The sequence below is a fragment of the Candidatus Stoquefichus massiliensis AP9 genome (assembly GCF_000455285.1).
In the GTDB taxonomy this organism is placed as follows: Bacteria; Bacillota_I; Bacilli_A; order Erysipelotrichales; family Coprobacillaceae; genus Stoquefichus; species Stoquefichus massiliensis.
The window spans coordinates 19,080-36,055 of the sequence record NZ_HG005299.1 but is presented as its reverse complement, the minus strand read 5'-3'; the positions used below and the strand labels follow the sequence as shown (position 1 = coordinate 36,055).

16 protein-coding genes are annotated in these 16,976 nt (G+C 28.8%); 13 read left to right on the top strand and 3 right to left on the bottom strand.

Annotated elements, in window-relative coordinates:
- A partial coding sequence (locus tag BN350_RS17435; protein WP_028044740.1) for an accessory gene regulator B family protein occupies positions 1-538 on the bottom strand: 538 nt, incomplete at its 3' end.
- 153 nt (positions 539-691) lie between these two features.
- On the opposite strand from BN350_RS17435, the gene BN350_RS17430 reads away from it, so the two are divergent.
- Positions 692-1,375 carry a LytR/AlgR family response regulator transcription factor gene (locus tag BN350_RS17430; RefSeq protein WP_028044739.1) on the top strand — a complete coding sequence of 228 codons (684 nt, stop codon included), beginning with the start codon at positions 692-694 and terminating at the stop codon, positions 1,373-1,375.
- Position 1,376: 1 nt separating this feature from the next.
- Positions 1,377-2,573 (top strand): hypothetical protein, encoded by a 1,197-nt coding sequence (locus BN350_RS17425; RefSeq protein ID WP_028044738.1) that lies wholly within the window; start codon positions 1,377-1,379, stop codon positions 2,571-2,573.
- A 58-nt stretch (positions 2,574-2,631) separates the two neighbouring features.
- Here the strand turns inward: BN350_RS17425 and asnA are convergent, their stop codons facing one another.
- On the bottom strand, positions 2,632-3,648 hold the full coding sequence (asnA, locus tag BN350_RS17420; protein ID WP_028044737.1) for an aspartate--ammonia ligase: 1,017 nt from the start codon (positions 3,646-3,648) through the stop codon (positions 2,632-2,634).
- A gap of 267 nt (positions 3,649-3,915) precedes the next feature.
- On the opposite strand from asnA, the gene thrC reads away from it, so the two are divergent.
- Positions 3,916-5,400, top strand: a complete 1,485-nt coding sequence (gene thrC / locus BN350_RS17415; protein ID WP_028044736.1) for a threonine synthase — start codon at positions 3,916-3,918, stop codon at positions 5,398-5,400.
- Positions 5,401-5,402: 2 nt separating this feature from the next.
- Complete coding sequence (gene thrB, locus BN350_RS17410) at positions 5,403-6,293, top strand: homoserine kinase (RefSeq protein ID WP_028044735.1); 891 nt, start codon at positions 5,403-5,405, stop codon at positions 6,291-6,293.
- A 159-nt stretch (positions 6,294-6,452) separates the two neighbouring features.
- On the opposite strand, the gene BN350_RS17405 is transcribed toward thrB, so the two are convergent.
- Complete coding sequence (locus tag BN350_RS17405) at positions 6,453-6,815, bottom strand: hypothetical protein (protein ID WP_028044734.1); 363 nt, start codon at positions 6,813-6,815, stop codon at positions 6,453-6,455.
- 639 nt (positions 6,816-7,454) lie between these two features.
- Between BN350_RS17405 and BN350_RS17400 the strand changes: the two genes are divergently transcribed.
- The 9 genes from BN350_RS17400 to BN350_RS19735 form a co-directional block, all read left to right on the top strand.
- On the top strand, positions 7,455-8,252 hold the full coding sequence (locus BN350_RS17400; RefSeq protein WP_028044733.1) for a MurR/RpiR family transcriptional regulator: 798 nt from the start codon (positions 7,455-7,457) through the stop codon (positions 8,250-8,252).
- A 112-nt stretch (positions 8,253-8,364) separates the two neighbouring features.
- The gene (locus tag BN350_RS17395; RefSeq protein ID WP_028044732.1) at positions 8,365-9,759 is read left to right on the top strand and encodes a glycoside hydrolase family 1 protein; all 1,395 of its coding nucleotides are present in this window, start codon (positions 8,365-8,367) and stop codon (positions 9,757-9,759) included.
- Complete coding sequence (locus BN350_RS17390; RefSeq protein WP_028044731.1) at positions 9,759-11,060, top strand: PTS sugar transporter subunit IIC; 1,302 nt, start codon at positions 9,759-9,761, stop codon at positions 11,058-11,060. Before BN350_RS17395 ends, BN350_RS17390 begins: the two co-directional genes overlap by 1 nt.
- The gene (locus BN350_RS17385) at positions 11,053-12,321 is read left to right on the top strand and encodes a glycoside hydrolase family 1 protein (protein WP_028044730.1); all 1,269 of its coding nucleotides are present in this window, start codon (positions 11,053-11,055) and stop codon (positions 12,319-12,321) included. Before BN350_RS17390 ends, BN350_RS17385 begins: the two co-directional genes overlap by 8 nt.
- Positions 12,322-12,516: 195 nt before the next feature.
- Positions 12,517-13,275, top strand: coding sequence for a histidinol-phosphatase (locus tag BN350_RS17380; protein ID WP_028044729.1), 759 nt, complete (start codon positions 12,517-12,519; stop codon positions 13,273-13,275).
- 104 nt (positions 13,276-13,379) lie between these two features.
- Positions 13,380-13,628 (top strand): hypothetical protein, encoded by a 249-nt coding sequence (locus tag BN350_RS17375; RefSeq protein ID WP_028044728.1) that lies wholly within the window; start codon positions 13,380-13,382, stop codon positions 13,626-13,628.
- A 3-nt stretch (positions 13,629-13,631) separates the two neighbouring features.
- Positions 13,632-14,849: a hypothetical protein gene (locus BN350_RS17370; protein WP_028044727.1), complete on the top strand. Its 1,218-nt coding sequence runs from the start codon at positions 13,632-13,634 to the stop codon at positions 14,847-14,849.
- On the top strand, positions 14,846-15,745 hold the full coding sequence (locus BN350_RS17365; protein WP_028044726.1) for an alpha/beta hydrolase: 900 nt from the start codon (positions 14,846-14,848) through the stop codon (positions 15,743-15,745). The genes BN350_RS17370 and BN350_RS17365 overlap by 4 nt, the downstream gene beginning before the upstream one ends.
- 17 nt (positions 15,746-15,762) lie before the next feature.
- A partial coding sequence (locus tag BN350_RS19735) for a glycoside hydrolase family 1 protein (protein ID WP_044600451.1) occupies positions 15,763-16,976 on the top strand: 1,214 nt, incomplete at its 3' end.

Sequence of the window (16,976 nt, the reverse complement as noted above, 5' to 3'; positions counted from 1 at the left end):
ATTCAATTTTTCCTCCTATCATTAAAATTGTCGTTAAATAAATGATATAAAATAATATTTTATAATAATGAATATTGTTTAAATACATAATAACAATACTCATAATTACAACAAGACTCCATATAATGCCACATTTCCTATTATGAATTTCAGATAATGTTGAAATACTTTTATTCTTATTCTTTATTGGAGCATATATAATAATAAGAATCATGCATCCTAATATCGTTAACCCATTTAATTTTAGATATATTTCAATGATTATAAACAACATAAATAAACTATTATACAACATAATGCAATGAGCATGACTTTTACAATGATATCCACCTATATACTTTCTTAAAGTAGAAAATATACATTCATATATTATTGCTTCAATAAGATGATTTGTTATTATTCCAATTATAATTAATAGAAATGTTCCCACTAATGTAGATATAAGACCTTCAAAACCATACTTATATACATTTCTTTCATCTTGAATCATATCTTTTTTCTCTAAATACAATGTTAGTTTTTCTGCTATGTTTTCCATAACTCTTCACCTAAGTCTAGGTTAACACCTTTTTTATATTATTTCAATATTTTGGCAAAAACGATACAGTTTTGGCACATTTAAAGCAAATTTATGCTATTTCTATACAATCTTAAAATAATTAAGTATAATAAAATAAAGAAGGTGATATATATGTACAAATTTCTAATAGTTGATGATGATATTGAGGATTTATTATCAATCAAGAAATTTCTTGATAAAGAGCTACAAATTTATTCTATTGAATGTAATATTCTTGTCTCTAACAATCCTGAGTCCATTGACTTTAAGCAGGCATATGATGCTATTTTTTTAGATATAGAAATGTCTGGCATCAATGGTTTTGATATTACAAATAAATTAACTCCGCTACCTCCTATCATCTATATTTCTCATCGTGACGACTTAGGATATCAGGCATGTAATTACCATCCTTATGGTTTTGTAAGAAAACAATATCTCACTCAAGAATTACCTCCCATTTTAAAACGACTCATTATCCAAATCAATCAATATTTTTCAATTGACTATCAGCATCATCGACTTAAAATTCTTTATCGTGATATTCTTTATTTTGAAAGTAATAAACATAATATATACATTCATACTATTCATCAGATATATAAAATAAGAGATAAACTTTCAAATATTTACGAAACACTAAACCATAAAGATTTTGTTTATTGCCATCAATCATTTATTGTTAACTTTCGTTATATCTTAAACGTAGACAATAAAGAAGTTATTTTAAAAAATAATGAGATAATTCCAATCAGTCAAAGAAAAAGTAAAGATACTGAAAACTTGTTTCAACAATTTCAATTAAGGAAATTGTAATATGGATGCTTTCATTTTATTCTTCAATTTAGTTGAAGGAATTTTATATTCTATTTTTATAGCACAATCATTATCTCATAATATTTCAAAACATTATTCGTTGATTAGCCTTTTTTCTTTTATTATTTTTATAGATATTTCTATCTATAATTATTTTACATATAGCGAAATCCTATATGCTCTTTTATTACAACTTATTTTATTTAGTTTTAGTACATGCATTAGAAAATGTAATTATATTATTAACTTATTTATTTGTCTTTTAATTGATTTATTATCTATTTTTGCAAACACCTTAGCTATCATGCTAAATCAAATTATATTTATCAATCAACCTCTTTCACTTCATATACTCATTGTTATTTCAAAGATAATTTTTCTTATCTTTGTATTAACTATTCCACCTTATTTACATAAACTCATTGATAGCGAATATGCTAAGAATTGGTATTTTAATATTGCTTTGATTTCCTTATTAGGTCTTTATACATTAGCCTTTGATTCTTTATTTTATGAAACAGAAATGAATATACAGCTATATATAATTATTATTTGTGTTCTTATTTTAACAATATCTCTTTATAAAGTCTTTCAATATGTAATTGATACTAATAAGAAAAAGACAGAAGCACAACTTACTATTAAAGAGTTATCACTTAATCAGAAGAATTATCATTTCTTGAGATACTCTTTAGATGCTTTATCACATTCTCAACATGAAATGATATATATATTAAGTCATATCAAAAAACTAAATCATCAAAACAGTCCATCTATTGATCAATTCATAGATTCACAAATCAATATAATCAATCAAAAAATAAAACCAATTATTAGTGGTAACTCAACTTTAGATTATATACTTTATCAATATATACCTATATTTCAAGAAAAAAATATTCGTATCATCTATACTAACGCTCCTTCTGCTTGTCCTATTCCAAACATTCTCTATTATACAATTATGAATCAAATATTAGATTTTGCTATAGAAAGTTGTCAACAAAATAAATCTTCACAGATTTATATCTATCATGGTTATATGAAAAGAAACTTTTTTACAAAAGTAACTTTTCCATTATCTAAATCTTTTAATATTGATCACATAGATCATCAACTTAAAGATTATCATCATATTGTTATTTGTGAAGAAAATACAAATGTATATTTATTAGGTTTTATGATTATAGATGATTAAATTTTCAAGTCTCTTAATTATCTATAAACTTAGAAAAAAGCAGGAAACGTAAATATCATTATAATAAATGGATTTGGTTTTCAGCACAGAGTTTCATTGTTTCTTCATCCCATAATGAAGCTTGGACTTCACCAATATGTGCTTTTCTTAAAAAGAACATACATAGACGACTCTGACCAATTCCTCCACCGATACTTAAAGGAAGAACATGATTGATAATATTTTGATGGTAAGGTAATGCTAAACGTTCATTTGAATGAGCTTTTTCAAGTTGTTCTTTTAAAGTTTGATCATCAACACGAATACCCATGCTTGAAATTTCTAAAGCATCGTCTAACTGTGTGTTATAAACAAGAATATCAGCATTTAATGTCCAATCATCATAGTCTGGTGCACGATCATCATGTTTGTGTCCAGATTTTAATATATCCCCAATTTGCAATATACAAACAGCTTTATGTTCTTTAGTAATTGCTTTTTCTCTTTGTTTAGGAGTGAAATCTGGGTATTTATCTTCTAATTCCTGAGAAGTGATAAAATAAATTTCATCTGGTAAAATAGATTCCCCTAATTGTGGATAATGTCTAATCATTAAAAATTCAACATCTAATAAAGCATTATAGATTTTTGCAACTATTGCTTTTAAATAATCCATTGTTCTATCTTCTCTAGAAATAACCATTTCCCAATCCCATTGATCAACATACATAGAATGAATGTTGTCTAATTCTTCATCTTTTCTAATAGCATTCATATCAGTATAAAGCCCTGTATGTCGTTCAAATCCATAACGATGTAAAGCATCTCTTTTCCATTTGGCTAGTGAATGAATGATTTCTATTTCATCATCGTGATTTAATTCAAATGAAGTAAATGAAACAGGTTTTTCAATTCCACTAAGGTTATCATTGAGACCTGTGTTTTTCAATAAAAATAATGGTGCAGATACACGCGTTAAACGTAATTGTTCTGCTAATCTTCTTTCAAACGTATCCTTAATCATCTTAATAGCAACTTCAGTTTCAATTAAGTTTAAGTGTGGTTTGTAATCTTTTGGTATAATAATTTTACTCATATTCACACATCCCTCTTGTTTAGAATGCAATTATTATAGTATATTGTAAGTGATTAGTCAAAAAAATATGTTAAATTAAGGATAATTTTTATGGTTTCTTTAAAATTGAATTTTATTTCATAGAAATTTACTATATAATGAAGATGATATCATAATATTTAGATAAAATATAAAAATAGATGATGATATGAAGAAATTTTCTAATATTATTGACTTACAAAATGAAATTGTATACAATGAGACAAATAATTGATTGGGGGAGTAACTGTGAGTGAAAAAATGTATTTAAGTACAAGAGGAAATCAAGAACCTTTAGATTTTTATCAAGCTATTTTACAAGGAATTGGAAGCGATGGTGGATTGCTTGTTCCAGCTTTTCAGATTGAAAAGAAAGATTTAAAAGCCTTGCAAAATTTGAATTATGTAGATATGGCGACTGAAATTATTTCTACTTTTATACCAGATGATGTCAAAGAAGATATTCGTGGATTATGTCAAAAGGCATATGGAGATGGATTGTTTCCATCTGAAGTTGTACCTGTTGAAAAAGCGGGAGATGTTTATATTGCAGAATTATTTCAAGGACCTACTGCAGCATTTAAGGATATGGCACTATCATTATTGCCTCATTTCATGACTTTTTCTTTGAAACAAAAAGGTGAAGAAAGAGAAGTTATGATTTTAGCTGCAACTTCAGGAGATACTGGAAAAGCAGCTTTAGAAGGATTTAAAGATGTAGAGGGAACTTGTATTAAAGTCTTTTATCCTATTGATGGTGTATCACCTGTTCAAAAGCAGCAGATGGTTACACAAACAGGACAAAATGTTGATGTTATTGGAATTAAAGGGAATTTTGATGATGCTCAAACAGCAGTTAAAAAAGCTTTTAATTCTCAGGAATTAAAAGAATTATGCAATCAGCATCATGTCTTTTTATCATCAGCAAACTCAATCAATATAGGAAGACTCATTCCACAAATCGTCTATTATTTCTATTCTTATATGACTTTAGTCAATAAGAAAGAAATTCAATTAGGAGAAACAGTTAACTTTACAATCCCTAGTGGGAATTTTGGGAATTGTTTGGCTGGATATATTGCTAAAAATATGGGATTACCTATTGGTAAATTTATTATTGCATCTAATAAAAATAATATATTAACTGATTTCTTTAATACTGGTCAATATGATGCCAATAGAGAATTCTATAAAACTAATGCACCAGCTATGGATATTTTGGTATCTAGTAATTTAGAGAGACTTGTTTATATGTTATGTCAGGATGCATCAAAAGTACAAACTTATATGAATCAATTAAATGAAACAGGAGTTTATGAAGTTGATGCTAATATTTTTGCAAAAGTAAAAGAAAACTTTACTGCAGGATGGTTAAATGAAGAACAAGTTCTTGAAACAATTGGTGCTTGTTATAAAGAAACAGGATATTTATTAGATACACATACTGCAGTAGGATATGGTGTTTATAAAGAATATCAGAAACAATCTCAAGATCAAACAAAGACAATTCTTCTATCAACAGCTTCACCATATAAATTTCCTGGTTCAGTATATCAGGCAGTCAGTGGTGAAAAGATGGATGAATATGATGCAGTTGATTTATTAAATGAAAAAACAAAAGTACCTGTACCTACACCATTAAAAGGTATTAAAGATAGAGAAATATTGCATAAAAAAGTCATTGATAAAGAAGCTATTATTGATTTTATTGGTGAACAAATTAAGGAGTTTTAAATATGAAAGTTAAAGTCAAAGTACCAGCAACAAGTGCAAACTTAGGACCAGGATTTGACGTGGCAGGACTGGCTGTTACTTTATATAATACATTTACTTTTGAATTATTAGAAGAAAGTTTAGAGATTACAGGTTGTCCTGAACAATTTTGCAATGCTGACAATATGACATATCAAGCATTTGTTGAAGGGGCAAAAGCCTGTGGATTAGAATTTAATGGTTTGCGTATTGAGTGTAGTGGTGATGTACCTTATACAAGAGGACTTGGAAGTTCTTCAACTTGTATTGTTGCTGGTATTGTTGGTGCTTATGCATTTGTAGACCGCTATGATGATCGTCAGGAAATTTTAGAACTTGCGACAAAAATAGAGGGACATCCCGATAACGTTGCGCCTGCAATATTTGGTGGGTTGACTGTATCTGTTATGACGGATGGTGTCACAACATTAAATATTCCAGTAAAACATGATTATCGTTTTGTTGCAATGATTCCACCATTTACATTATCAACAGAGAAGTCACGTTCTGTCTTACCACAAGAATTATCAAGAGCAGATGCTATTGCGAATGTTTCACATTTAGCATTAATGGTTGCATCATTAATTAATGGATATGATGATGGCTTAAAGTTAGGGTTCAAAGATCGTCTTCATCAGCCTTATCGTGGACCATTGATTCAAGGCTTTGATGAAATTATGGCTATTTTAGAAAAGGATGAAAAAGTGCTAGGTGCTTATTTATCGGGAGCAGGACCAACTATTATGGCAGTTATAGATGCAACTGATACAAAAGGTGTTGTGAGAATTAAAGAAGAACTTGGTGATTTATTAAAAGATTGGCAAGTTGAAAAATTAGAATTAGATATGCGTGGTTATACATGTGATTATGAATAGGGAGAAATCCCTATTTTCTTTTGGCAATTTTTTAAAGATGCTAAGATTGCTTTATGCTATAATGTAAATATGGAATAATCATAATGGTAGGTGGTTATGCTTAGATAGTTTGGTAATATTCAATAAAGATAGACTACATTATTTTTATCAGATTGATGGCTACTCAGATGGATATATAACCTCGTATTCCCTTCCTGTTTCATCTCCATTGTTTGGTTTTTGTCGAATTTCTTTAATATGATTAGATTCGTTATTAAATTCAATTTCAACTGGAAAGAACTTTCCACTTATAATAGAAGCATATAATTGCAATTCATAAATTCCGTTACCTATCTCATTTAATTCATAGTGATGATATTTAGAATCACCATTTCCACCATCTATGGAAATAATTATATTATTATTTTCAGTATAAACATCATTGATATATGCATAACTTTTAAAATTTGTAGCTTTATCAAAAATAGTTACACCAATAAAAAATATGACAATTACCAAGAGTCCAATTAAAACTTTTTTCATCTTCTATACCTCCTGAATATTAGTTATTATAGGATTAGAGTTTTTATCCTTTCAAGTATTTGGTTTTGATAAATTTTCATAATATAGATTATCACAACTATTAACTTATATAATAATTATATTAGTTTTAAGTAAAGTTTCAATATGTTTATTACATATATGAAATTAAAGAGTTTGTAATTTTCATGGACTATTAATCCTAAAAGATTATGAAAATAATTAGACATAATTATAATTTAATGGATATCATTTTTTAAACTTTAAGGAATTTAGATTTGTCTAATATTTTATAAAATATTTTTGTTGATTGTGATACAGTAATGGTGTAAAAGTTTTCGAAGATAAAATGTCATCACTTATTAATGAGAAAATAATAAAAAATCATAATGATTATCGTTATGGTTATGATGTTTGTGAAGATTAGACACATGGTCACAGTAAACGTAAGAATCATCATGAGAGCAAATTAACTCTATAAAAGAAACAGACTTACAGATAATGTATATTAGTCTATCGATTGAATCTGGACTATTGTGATAATAGATCGGTTGAATAATGAAAAGATTCCTTTACTTGTAGATAAAATTATATAGAAATACAATGATATCTCATATATAATAAAAACACGGAGGTGTTCATATGCCAAAAGGAATTTCAATTATGTCTCAATTATTGGGATTTGTGAATTATAATGATCAAAAAGATGCCAATTATGATATTGCAAAAACTATTTTAGAAAATTATCATCAAATACCAGATTTAACAATATATGAATTGGCAGACTTATGCTTTGTATCAGCTTCATCTATTACACGTTTTATTAAAGCCATAGGATATGAAAGTTATCGCCTTTTTAGAGAAGATATTCATAATACAATTCAAATTGATGTAGATTATTCTAAAAATGTTAATTTTGCTTCTGCTGCTGATTTACAGCCAATATATAAACGTTATACAGATAAAGTTATTGAAAATATCCAATTTACGTATGAACATATTGACTATGAACAATTACATCGAATTGGTGAAATAATCTATCAGGCAAAAGAAATTGCTTTCTTGGGTTTGGAATATGCAAATATGGTTGGATTACATTTTCAAAATAAGATGGCAAGTTTAAATAGATTCGTTCAACTTGGTGTAACTGATGAAAAACAGAGAAAACTTGTAGATGAATTGAAAGAAGGAGCTGTTGTTTTTGTTGTTTCATTAGAAGGTAGTTTCTTTTATAGAAATACTGATTTGATGGAAAATCTTATGCAAAAAAGGTGTAAAGTTATAGCGATTACAATGCTGAATGCTGGAAAATTCATGAATTATTGTGATGAGATTATATTGTGTAATAAGTCTAATAGTGATACAGAGGGAAGGATTGCATTGAATTATATGATTGAATTAATCATTATGTATTATTATATTAATTTTAGTAAGGGATAGAAAGTTTCATAAAATGAAATTATGTCGATGACTTTGAAAGTTATCGATTTTTTTGACAAAAAATTTTGAGTGAACTGATGCTATGATAATGATATCAAGAAAGGAGAAAATTATGGAACAAAAATTACAATTTCCTAGAGATTTTTTATGGGGAGCTTCAACTAGTGCATTTCAAGTTGAAGGTGGTTGGAACGAAGGTGGTCGAGGTATTGCTAATTCGGATGTTAGAAATATTCCTTCAGGTTTAGCAGACTATAAAGGAGCAAGTGACCATTATCATCATATGAAAGAAGATGTCCGTTACATGAAGGAATTAGGGATAAAGGTTTATCGTTTTTCTTTTTCATGGACAAGAATTATGCCAGATGGACATCATGCTAATCAGGAAGGACTGAATTTTTATCATTCATTGATAAATGAATTAATTCAAAATGATATCATTCCTTTTCCAACGCTTTATCATTTTGAAATGCCTTATGCATTGATTGAGGAATTTGGAGGATGGGTAGATCGCAGATGTGTAGATGCATACGTTCAATATGCTACTATTTGTTTTCAAGAATTCAAAGATCAGGTCAAGATGTGGGCAACTATTAATGAACAAATGTGTGCAACTGCTCCTGATGATATGAATGGAAATTTAACAGAAGATGATTATCTGCGACAAAAGACACTTTATCAAATGAGTTATCACATGACTTTAGCAGAAAAAATGGCTATTTCAAAATTCAGAAATCTTATTCCTGATGGTCAAATTGGACATGTTGTGGCTATGCAGGTTATTTATTCAGAAACTTCATCACCTAAAGATGTTTTAGCAGCATTAAATGCTCAAGATGAATTACAATGGAGTTTTCTAGATTTATCTATTAAAGGAAAATATTCACATCACTTTCAGTCGTATTTAAAACAAAAGAAAATTTATCCTCAAATGAACCAGAGAGATTTACATTATTTAGCAGAAAATAAACCTGATTTTATTGGTGTTAATTATTATGCGAGCTGTTGTGTTCGTGCCAAAAATAAGTTAGATGATTGTTTAAAAATGCCTCCATTTTATCAAAGTGATCAATTCTATGTGGTAGAAAATAAATGCATACAAGCAACAGAATGGATGCATTTTGGTATTGATCCAGATGGCTTATATATGGGGCTTAGACAACTCTATGATCGTTATGAACTTCCAATGATTATTACAGAGAATGGTATGGCTTATTCAGATCAACTCATTGATGGAAGCATATCTGATAATTATCGTATTGATTATTTAAAACAGCATTTAGAAAAATGTTATCAATTTATTCAAGAAGGATATCCACTGATAGGATATTGTCCATGGTCTTTATTAGATCTTGTCAGTTCACATGAGGGCTTTTCAAAAAGATATGGTTTAATTTATGTAGATCGTACAAATGATGATATGAAATCATGTGAAAGAATCAAAAAAAAGAGTTTTTATTGGTATCAAAATATTATTCAAAATAATGGAATAGAAGGAGAAGAATAATGGAACGTTTTATTAAGTTTATGGAAGAACATTTTCTTCCAATTGCAAATAAGATTTCAGCAAATAAATATTTAAAAGCCATTTCAAGTGGTTCAATGTCATTGCTTGGTGTCATTATGGTAGGAGCATTATTTTCTATATTGACATCTATTACTTGGCAACCTTATCAAGATTTTTTAAATAATACTCCAGTAGGAGCAATTGTCAATTATGTACCAGCTATTACAACCAATTTAATTGGATTATATATGGCTTTTTCAATTGGATATCATGGTGCTAAAGAATTTGGAATTGAGAATAATGCTTTTAATACAGGGATTATGTCTTTAGTTTCATTTGTTCTATTATCACCTATAACTGTAGATGATTCAGTGATGCCATCAGTGAACATGTTTAATGGTGATTATTTTGGACCTAAAGCAGTGATTTCTGCAATTATTATTTCAATTATTGTCATTCATATTATGAAATTCTTTATGAATAAAAATATGACAATTAAATTACCTGATGGTGTTCCACCAATGGTAAGTAATTCATTTATTTCACTGATTCCTGCAGTTGTTACAGTTATTGTTTTTGGAATTATCAAATATGGATTTACATTAACATCTTTTGAAACATTTAATGGGTTTATATATGCAATTTTACAGATTCCATTACAATCATTAGTTGGTAGTTTCCCTTCATTTATTGTTTTAATTATTATTGCACAATTATTATGGTTCTTTGGTGTACATGGATCTCAAACAGTCTTACCTATTCTTTTACCAATCTGGTTAGGATATATGGCAGAGAATTCAGCCTCTATAGCTGCAGGAAATATTGTTCACAGTATTAATTTTGGATTATGGGATTTGGCTTGTATTGGTGGTTGTGGAGCAACAATTGGTTTAGTTATTGTAATGTTTTTCTTTTCTAAGAGTCAAAGATATAAAGCTTTTTCAAAAATTACATTACCTTGTGGAATCTTTAGTATTAATGAGCCATTAATATTTGGAGTTCCATTGATGTTAAATATCATGACAATCATACCTTTTGTTTTATGCCCTGTTATTATTGTGAGTATTGGTTATGCATTGATGTGTTTAAATATAATTACACCATATGTAGGAATACTTGGAACAGGATCATTGCCTCCGCTTTTACATGGTATTGTTAATGGGAGTTTAAGTGCAGGGATCTATGAATTGTTTGCTGTCGTGATTTCAGCAGCAATCTGGTATCCATTCTTTAAAATGATTGATAAGCAAGCTTATGATGAAGAACAGGCAGTGATAAGTGCGGGTGAGATTAATGATTAATATATTAGAATATTCTGATATTCAGTTCCCTAAAGACTTCCTATGGGGTGCTACAACAGCTGGACAACAAATAGAAGGAAATAATTGTTCTTTCTATGATGATGAAGAAACAGCACCACAATTTGCTTATGGTGGTGTTCCTTATCAGATGGCCAACAAAGCTTGTAATAGTTATGTTCAATATAAAGATGATATTGAATTATTAAAGATGATGAATTTAAATACCTATCGTATGTCTTTAGAATGGAGTCGTATAGAACCTAAAGAAGGAGAATTTAGTGAAGAGGCTTTGCAGCATTATAGAGATGTTTTAAAATGTTTAAAGAAAAATAATATAAAAGTATGTTTAACTTTGCATCATAATTCACATCCTGTATGGTTCCATAAAAAAGGTGCTTTTCATACAATGGACAATCTTGATTATTTTTTAAGATATGTTGAAAAGGTTGTACCAATTTATGAAGAATATGTTGATATTTGGTTAATTATTAATGAAATGAATATTGTTTTTGAATATTCTATTGAAGAAAGTATCAATCTCTTACAATATCATGCAAAAGCATATCATGCTATTAAAAAGTATTCAAATAAACCAGTGAGTTCACCAATGAATTATGCTGAGAAAAAACCAATGAGGGGATATCATGATAAAGCTGATAAAGTTATGGCCGATTATATTGATTATATGGAAAATGAATTCTTCTTACATGCTATAAGAACAGGTGAAATTGTTGTGCCATTTCATGATGCAATTGTTATGCCAGAATTAAAGGATACTTGTGATATATGGGCAGTTAATGTTTATACAAGACAGTTAATAAATAGTCGTAAGAAAGCATTTCGTTTTGATCATTATAAAGCAACACATATTCATTCATTGGATGTTCCATTCTTTAGTGATGATATTTGTCCTGAAGTTATTCTTCATACATTAACACGTTTAAATGATAAACCTATTTTAATTACTGAGAATGGAATTGCCTGCAAAAATGATATGTATCGTATTATTTATATTTCAGCTATTTTACAGGCCGTTGCACAATCTATAGATATGGGAGTCAATGTTATTGGATATTTACATTGGAGTTTACTAGACAATTGGGAATGGGGAACATATACACCGACTTTTGGTTTAGCATCTGTTGATCCTTTAACTTATGAGCGTCATTTAAAACAAAGTGGATATTTTTATGGGGAGATTGCTAAAAATGGAAAATTAACACATGAACTCATAAGTCAATATTATCATCATGAAGTATAATATGTGAAAGATAATAAATATTTTATAACTAACTAAAATGTTAAAAGACAATTAATCAAATATTTTGATGACATTGCCTTTTTTGTTGCTTAAAATATAAGTCATATATTCAACTTTTCTTGTTTCAAAATATAAAAATATTGTGTAAAACTATAAAATAGGTATAGAATATTAATAGAGATATGGAGGGATATTATGAAGAATTATCACACACATACAAAACGATGCTATCATGCAATAGATAATGAAGAAGAATATGTCAAAGCAGCTATACAATCAGGTTATACAGAACTAGGGTTTAGTGATCATACACCTTGGCATTATGATTCATCTTTTCATTCAACTATGCGTATGGAAGAAGATAAGTTGGATGGATATGTGAATACACTATTGAAATTAAGAGAAAAATATAAAAATCAAATATCTATTAAAATAGGATTAGAATGTGAATATTTTCCAAAATATATGGATTGGTTAAAACAAATGTTACATGATTATCCTATTGATTATATTATTTTAGGTAATCATTATGATGATACAGATGAAACAGGGATATATTTTGGTAGACCGCTCACAAAGCAGCAACTAACAAAATATGTTGACAATTGCATTAAGGCAATTGAAACAGGATTATATAGTTATGTAGCTCATCCTGATTTGGCCTATTATGATACAGATGATGAATTCTATTTACAGCAGATGCGACGTTTATGCGAAACTGCAAAAAAACATCATATGCCATTAGAATTTAATTTATTAGGATATAAAACACATCGTCAATATCCTAATGAGACATTCTTTAGACTTGCGAAGACAGTGGGGAATAAGATTATTATTGGAACTGATGCTCATGAAAGTGATGCGTTATTAGATATGAAAACATACCATCTTGCAAAACAATATATAGAGAGATTAGGTTTGGAATTAACAGAAGAAATTCATTTTTTAAGATAAATGTGATGATGATGGTCATCATCATTTTTTCTTTATAAAAATTGACAGAAATTTACAAAAAAGACATATAACCATGGTATAATATAAAACAAGGAGTGATAATAATGGAACATATTACAGATATAAATAAGAAAAAATATATAGATAAATGCAAAGAAATTGTGAAATCAACAATAGCTTTAGAGAATATTGAATTATCCGATCATGAACTTACAATATTAACAGAGGAGATTATGGATACATCATTAATGATGGGAGGCGATTATTCTTCAGAAAATATTCGAGCTGTAGCAGTTCAATATGTCAGAAGTAATTTTCTTCCACGCTTTTTAGCAGCACATAGAGGAGGATGATATATGGCTTTTGATATAGATATAATGCAGGAATTTTTAACAAGTCATGAATCACAATATAGTGGAAAATATCGCTATCATAGTGGTTATCGTATGGAAGAAAGTGGATTTAAAGCACATTATTATATGCTTGATCAAAATTTTAGACAAATTGATATTTATGTAGAAGTTTATTGTCAGGATCGTGTGACATATACGTTCTCAGAAGATTTGCATGAACAAGAAAAAATTTATATTGTTAAGGATATATTAAGGAAAATTATTGATAAATCACAATATAAGAGTACTTTACATTATTCTTTATATGATAATTTTGTGAAAACAATTTCTGTTGAGCAGTTTGTTATTGAACCTATAGATTTTTGTGCAGTATTGAATTATATGAAATATCATCAAGGCATTAATCAAAAAACAATGGATACATATTATAAAATATTTATTCCTTGTTTAAAAAGACATTTAAGAAATAAAAATTATAAAAGCTTCATGGAGGCAGTGAATATTTTATTGAATACGATTTTATATCAATATGAATGGGATGGAACAAATTCAAAGTATCTTGATACTGAGTATCAATTTCATTTATATTATATTAGAGAAATTGTTCGTATTGTTTACGAAAATCTAGATAAGTTTTATAAAAATGTTCCTGATGAATTATTTGAAGCCATTCATATTTTATGTCTTAATACAAGATTATCTTTTGCGATTATGACTGATTTTGGTTCTATGATTTTATCACAATATCGAGTAACAAATGCTATGATTAACAGTTTGAAAAATCAGTTGGTTTTAAATGATAAAGATGAAGAAAGAGAAAATGTAAATTTAGTTTTTTCTTATATCTATTATATTTTTCACAATAATTTTGATCAGTATTATGCAGTTATTTTAAAAGTATTGCGTGGTGTTATTAATAATATGCTGACATTTGCTAATCATGATTTGGATTTGGCTTTGGGAAATTCTTTAGTGAAATCTGAAGGGTATCAAGTTTTATTGGATCTTTTCCATGAAGATTACAATACTTTCATATTTACATGTTTCCCAATCAATAGTTTTCCTATTGAAATGAGACCAAAAGTAAGGGAAGAATTAGTCACAGCAATTCAATTTTTTGCAGCAAGAATGGAAAATGATAATTATCGTTTAAGTTCATTTGAACAGGTTATGAATATAAATAGAATCCTCATGGATAATTTTAAGGAGTGGTATAAATGAAAAAGAAATATGCAATTGGTGGTGCAGTAGCATCAACTTTAACAGCTTCAACATTAACTGCAGGAATGGCTTTATCTAATCAGTTTGCTAAAAAGATGTTATATAGAGAACATTTAACAAAAGAAGATCAAGGCGACTGGTATAAAGAATTAGGTGCAGAGAAAGTAAAAATTAAGAATCATAAAGGATTGTATTTACAAGCTTATTTGATTGAAAAGGAAAATGCAAAAAGAACAATTATTTGTTTACATGCTTTATTAGAGTCTGCTTATTCATTACAAAATTCAGTCAGTTATTTAGAAAGTGTTTTTGAAAATGAAAATATTTTAATGGTAGATGCAAATGCACATGGATTAAGTGATGGATATATTAGAGGTTTTGGTTATCGTGATATCTTTGATTTAATGTACTTTAATACTTATATACTTCAAAAGTATGGTGAAGATCATCGTATTATTATGTATGGTCAAGGTATGGGAGCGAATACGATATTAAATACTTCTGGTTTAGGAAAGTTAAAGAATGTTGATTTGATTATTAGTGAAGGTGCATATGATAATGTTTATAGCTATTTAGCAATGCGTTGTCAAAGAGAACATAAAGTATCTCAGTTGCTTTGTGGACCTATTATTAGAAAGGTGATTAAGAATGAACTAAAGACAGATATAAAGAAAATGGATACTGTACAATTGGTGAAGAAGAATAAAATTCCAACTGTTTATGTACATTCAAAAAATGATAAAGAGGTTCCATTTCAAAAGGTTTTCCCATTATACAATCATGATGCATCAAATAAATTATTATTTCCAATTAAAGAAGAACATTTATATGATTTAAAAGATAAAGAAGATTCTTATTCATTATCTCTCATTGAGTTTATGAATGAAAATATATAAAGTAAAGGAGGCAATCTATGTATTTTAAAGAAACAAAAGGATTCCCTAAAGACTTTCTATGGGGAAGTGCATCTGCTGCTTATCAAGTTGAAGGTGGCTGGGATGCAGATGGTAAAGGTGTTACCAACTGGGATAAGTTTGTAAGAATTCCTGGTAAGACTTTTAAAGCAACAACAGGAGATAAGGCTGTTGATCATTATCATCGTTTTAAAGAGGATGTCAAGTTAATGGCTGATATGGGGCTTAAGACTTATCGTTTTTCAATTGCTTGGGCAAGAATTTATCCAAATGGAAATGGTGAGGTCAATGAAGCTGGTTTGTCATTCTATGATGATCTCATTAATGAATTAATTCAGTATGGAATAGAACCAATGGTGACTGTTTATCATTGGGATATGCCACAAGCTTTAGAAGAAGAATATCACGGTTGGGAAGATCGTCGTATTGTTGATGACTATGTGAATTATGCAACAACATTGTTCAAGAGATATGGTGATCGTGTCAAATACTGGATTACGATGAATGAACAAAATATCTTTACATCATTTGGCTGGTTAAAAGGAATGCATCCTCCAGGAAAAGAAAATGATATGAAAACATTCTATCAAGTGAATCATCATGCCAATATGGCACATGCAGGTGCTGTACTTGCATTAAAAGAACTTTATCCTGATGCAAAAGTTGGTGCAAGTTTTGCGTATAGTCCTTGTTATGCATATGACAGAAAACCTGAAAATGCAATGGCAAAAGCAGATTATGATGATTTACAAAATTATTGGTGGATGGATATTTATGCTTATGGACGTTATCCAAGAAGTGCGTGGGCATATTTAGAAACTATGGGCGTGACACCAGATATTCAAGATGGTGATATGGAAACATTGCGTAAAGCAGCAGCTTTGGTTAATTTTATGGGTGTGAATTATTATCAGACTTGTGTAGCAGAGTATAACCCTATTGATGGTGTTGGTATGAGCAATGCTATGAATACAACTGGAAAGAAAGGAACTGCCCAAATTCAAGGTGTTCCTGGCTTATATAAAAATCCTGCTAATGACTTCTTGCCAACAACGGATTGGGATTGGACAATTGATCCAATGGGTCTAAGAATGTGCTGTCGTGATATTACATCACGTTATGATTTACCAATTGTGATTTCTGAAAATGGTTTAGGTGCATTTGATAAAGTAGAAGATGGACAAGTTCATGATCCATATCGTATTGCTTATTT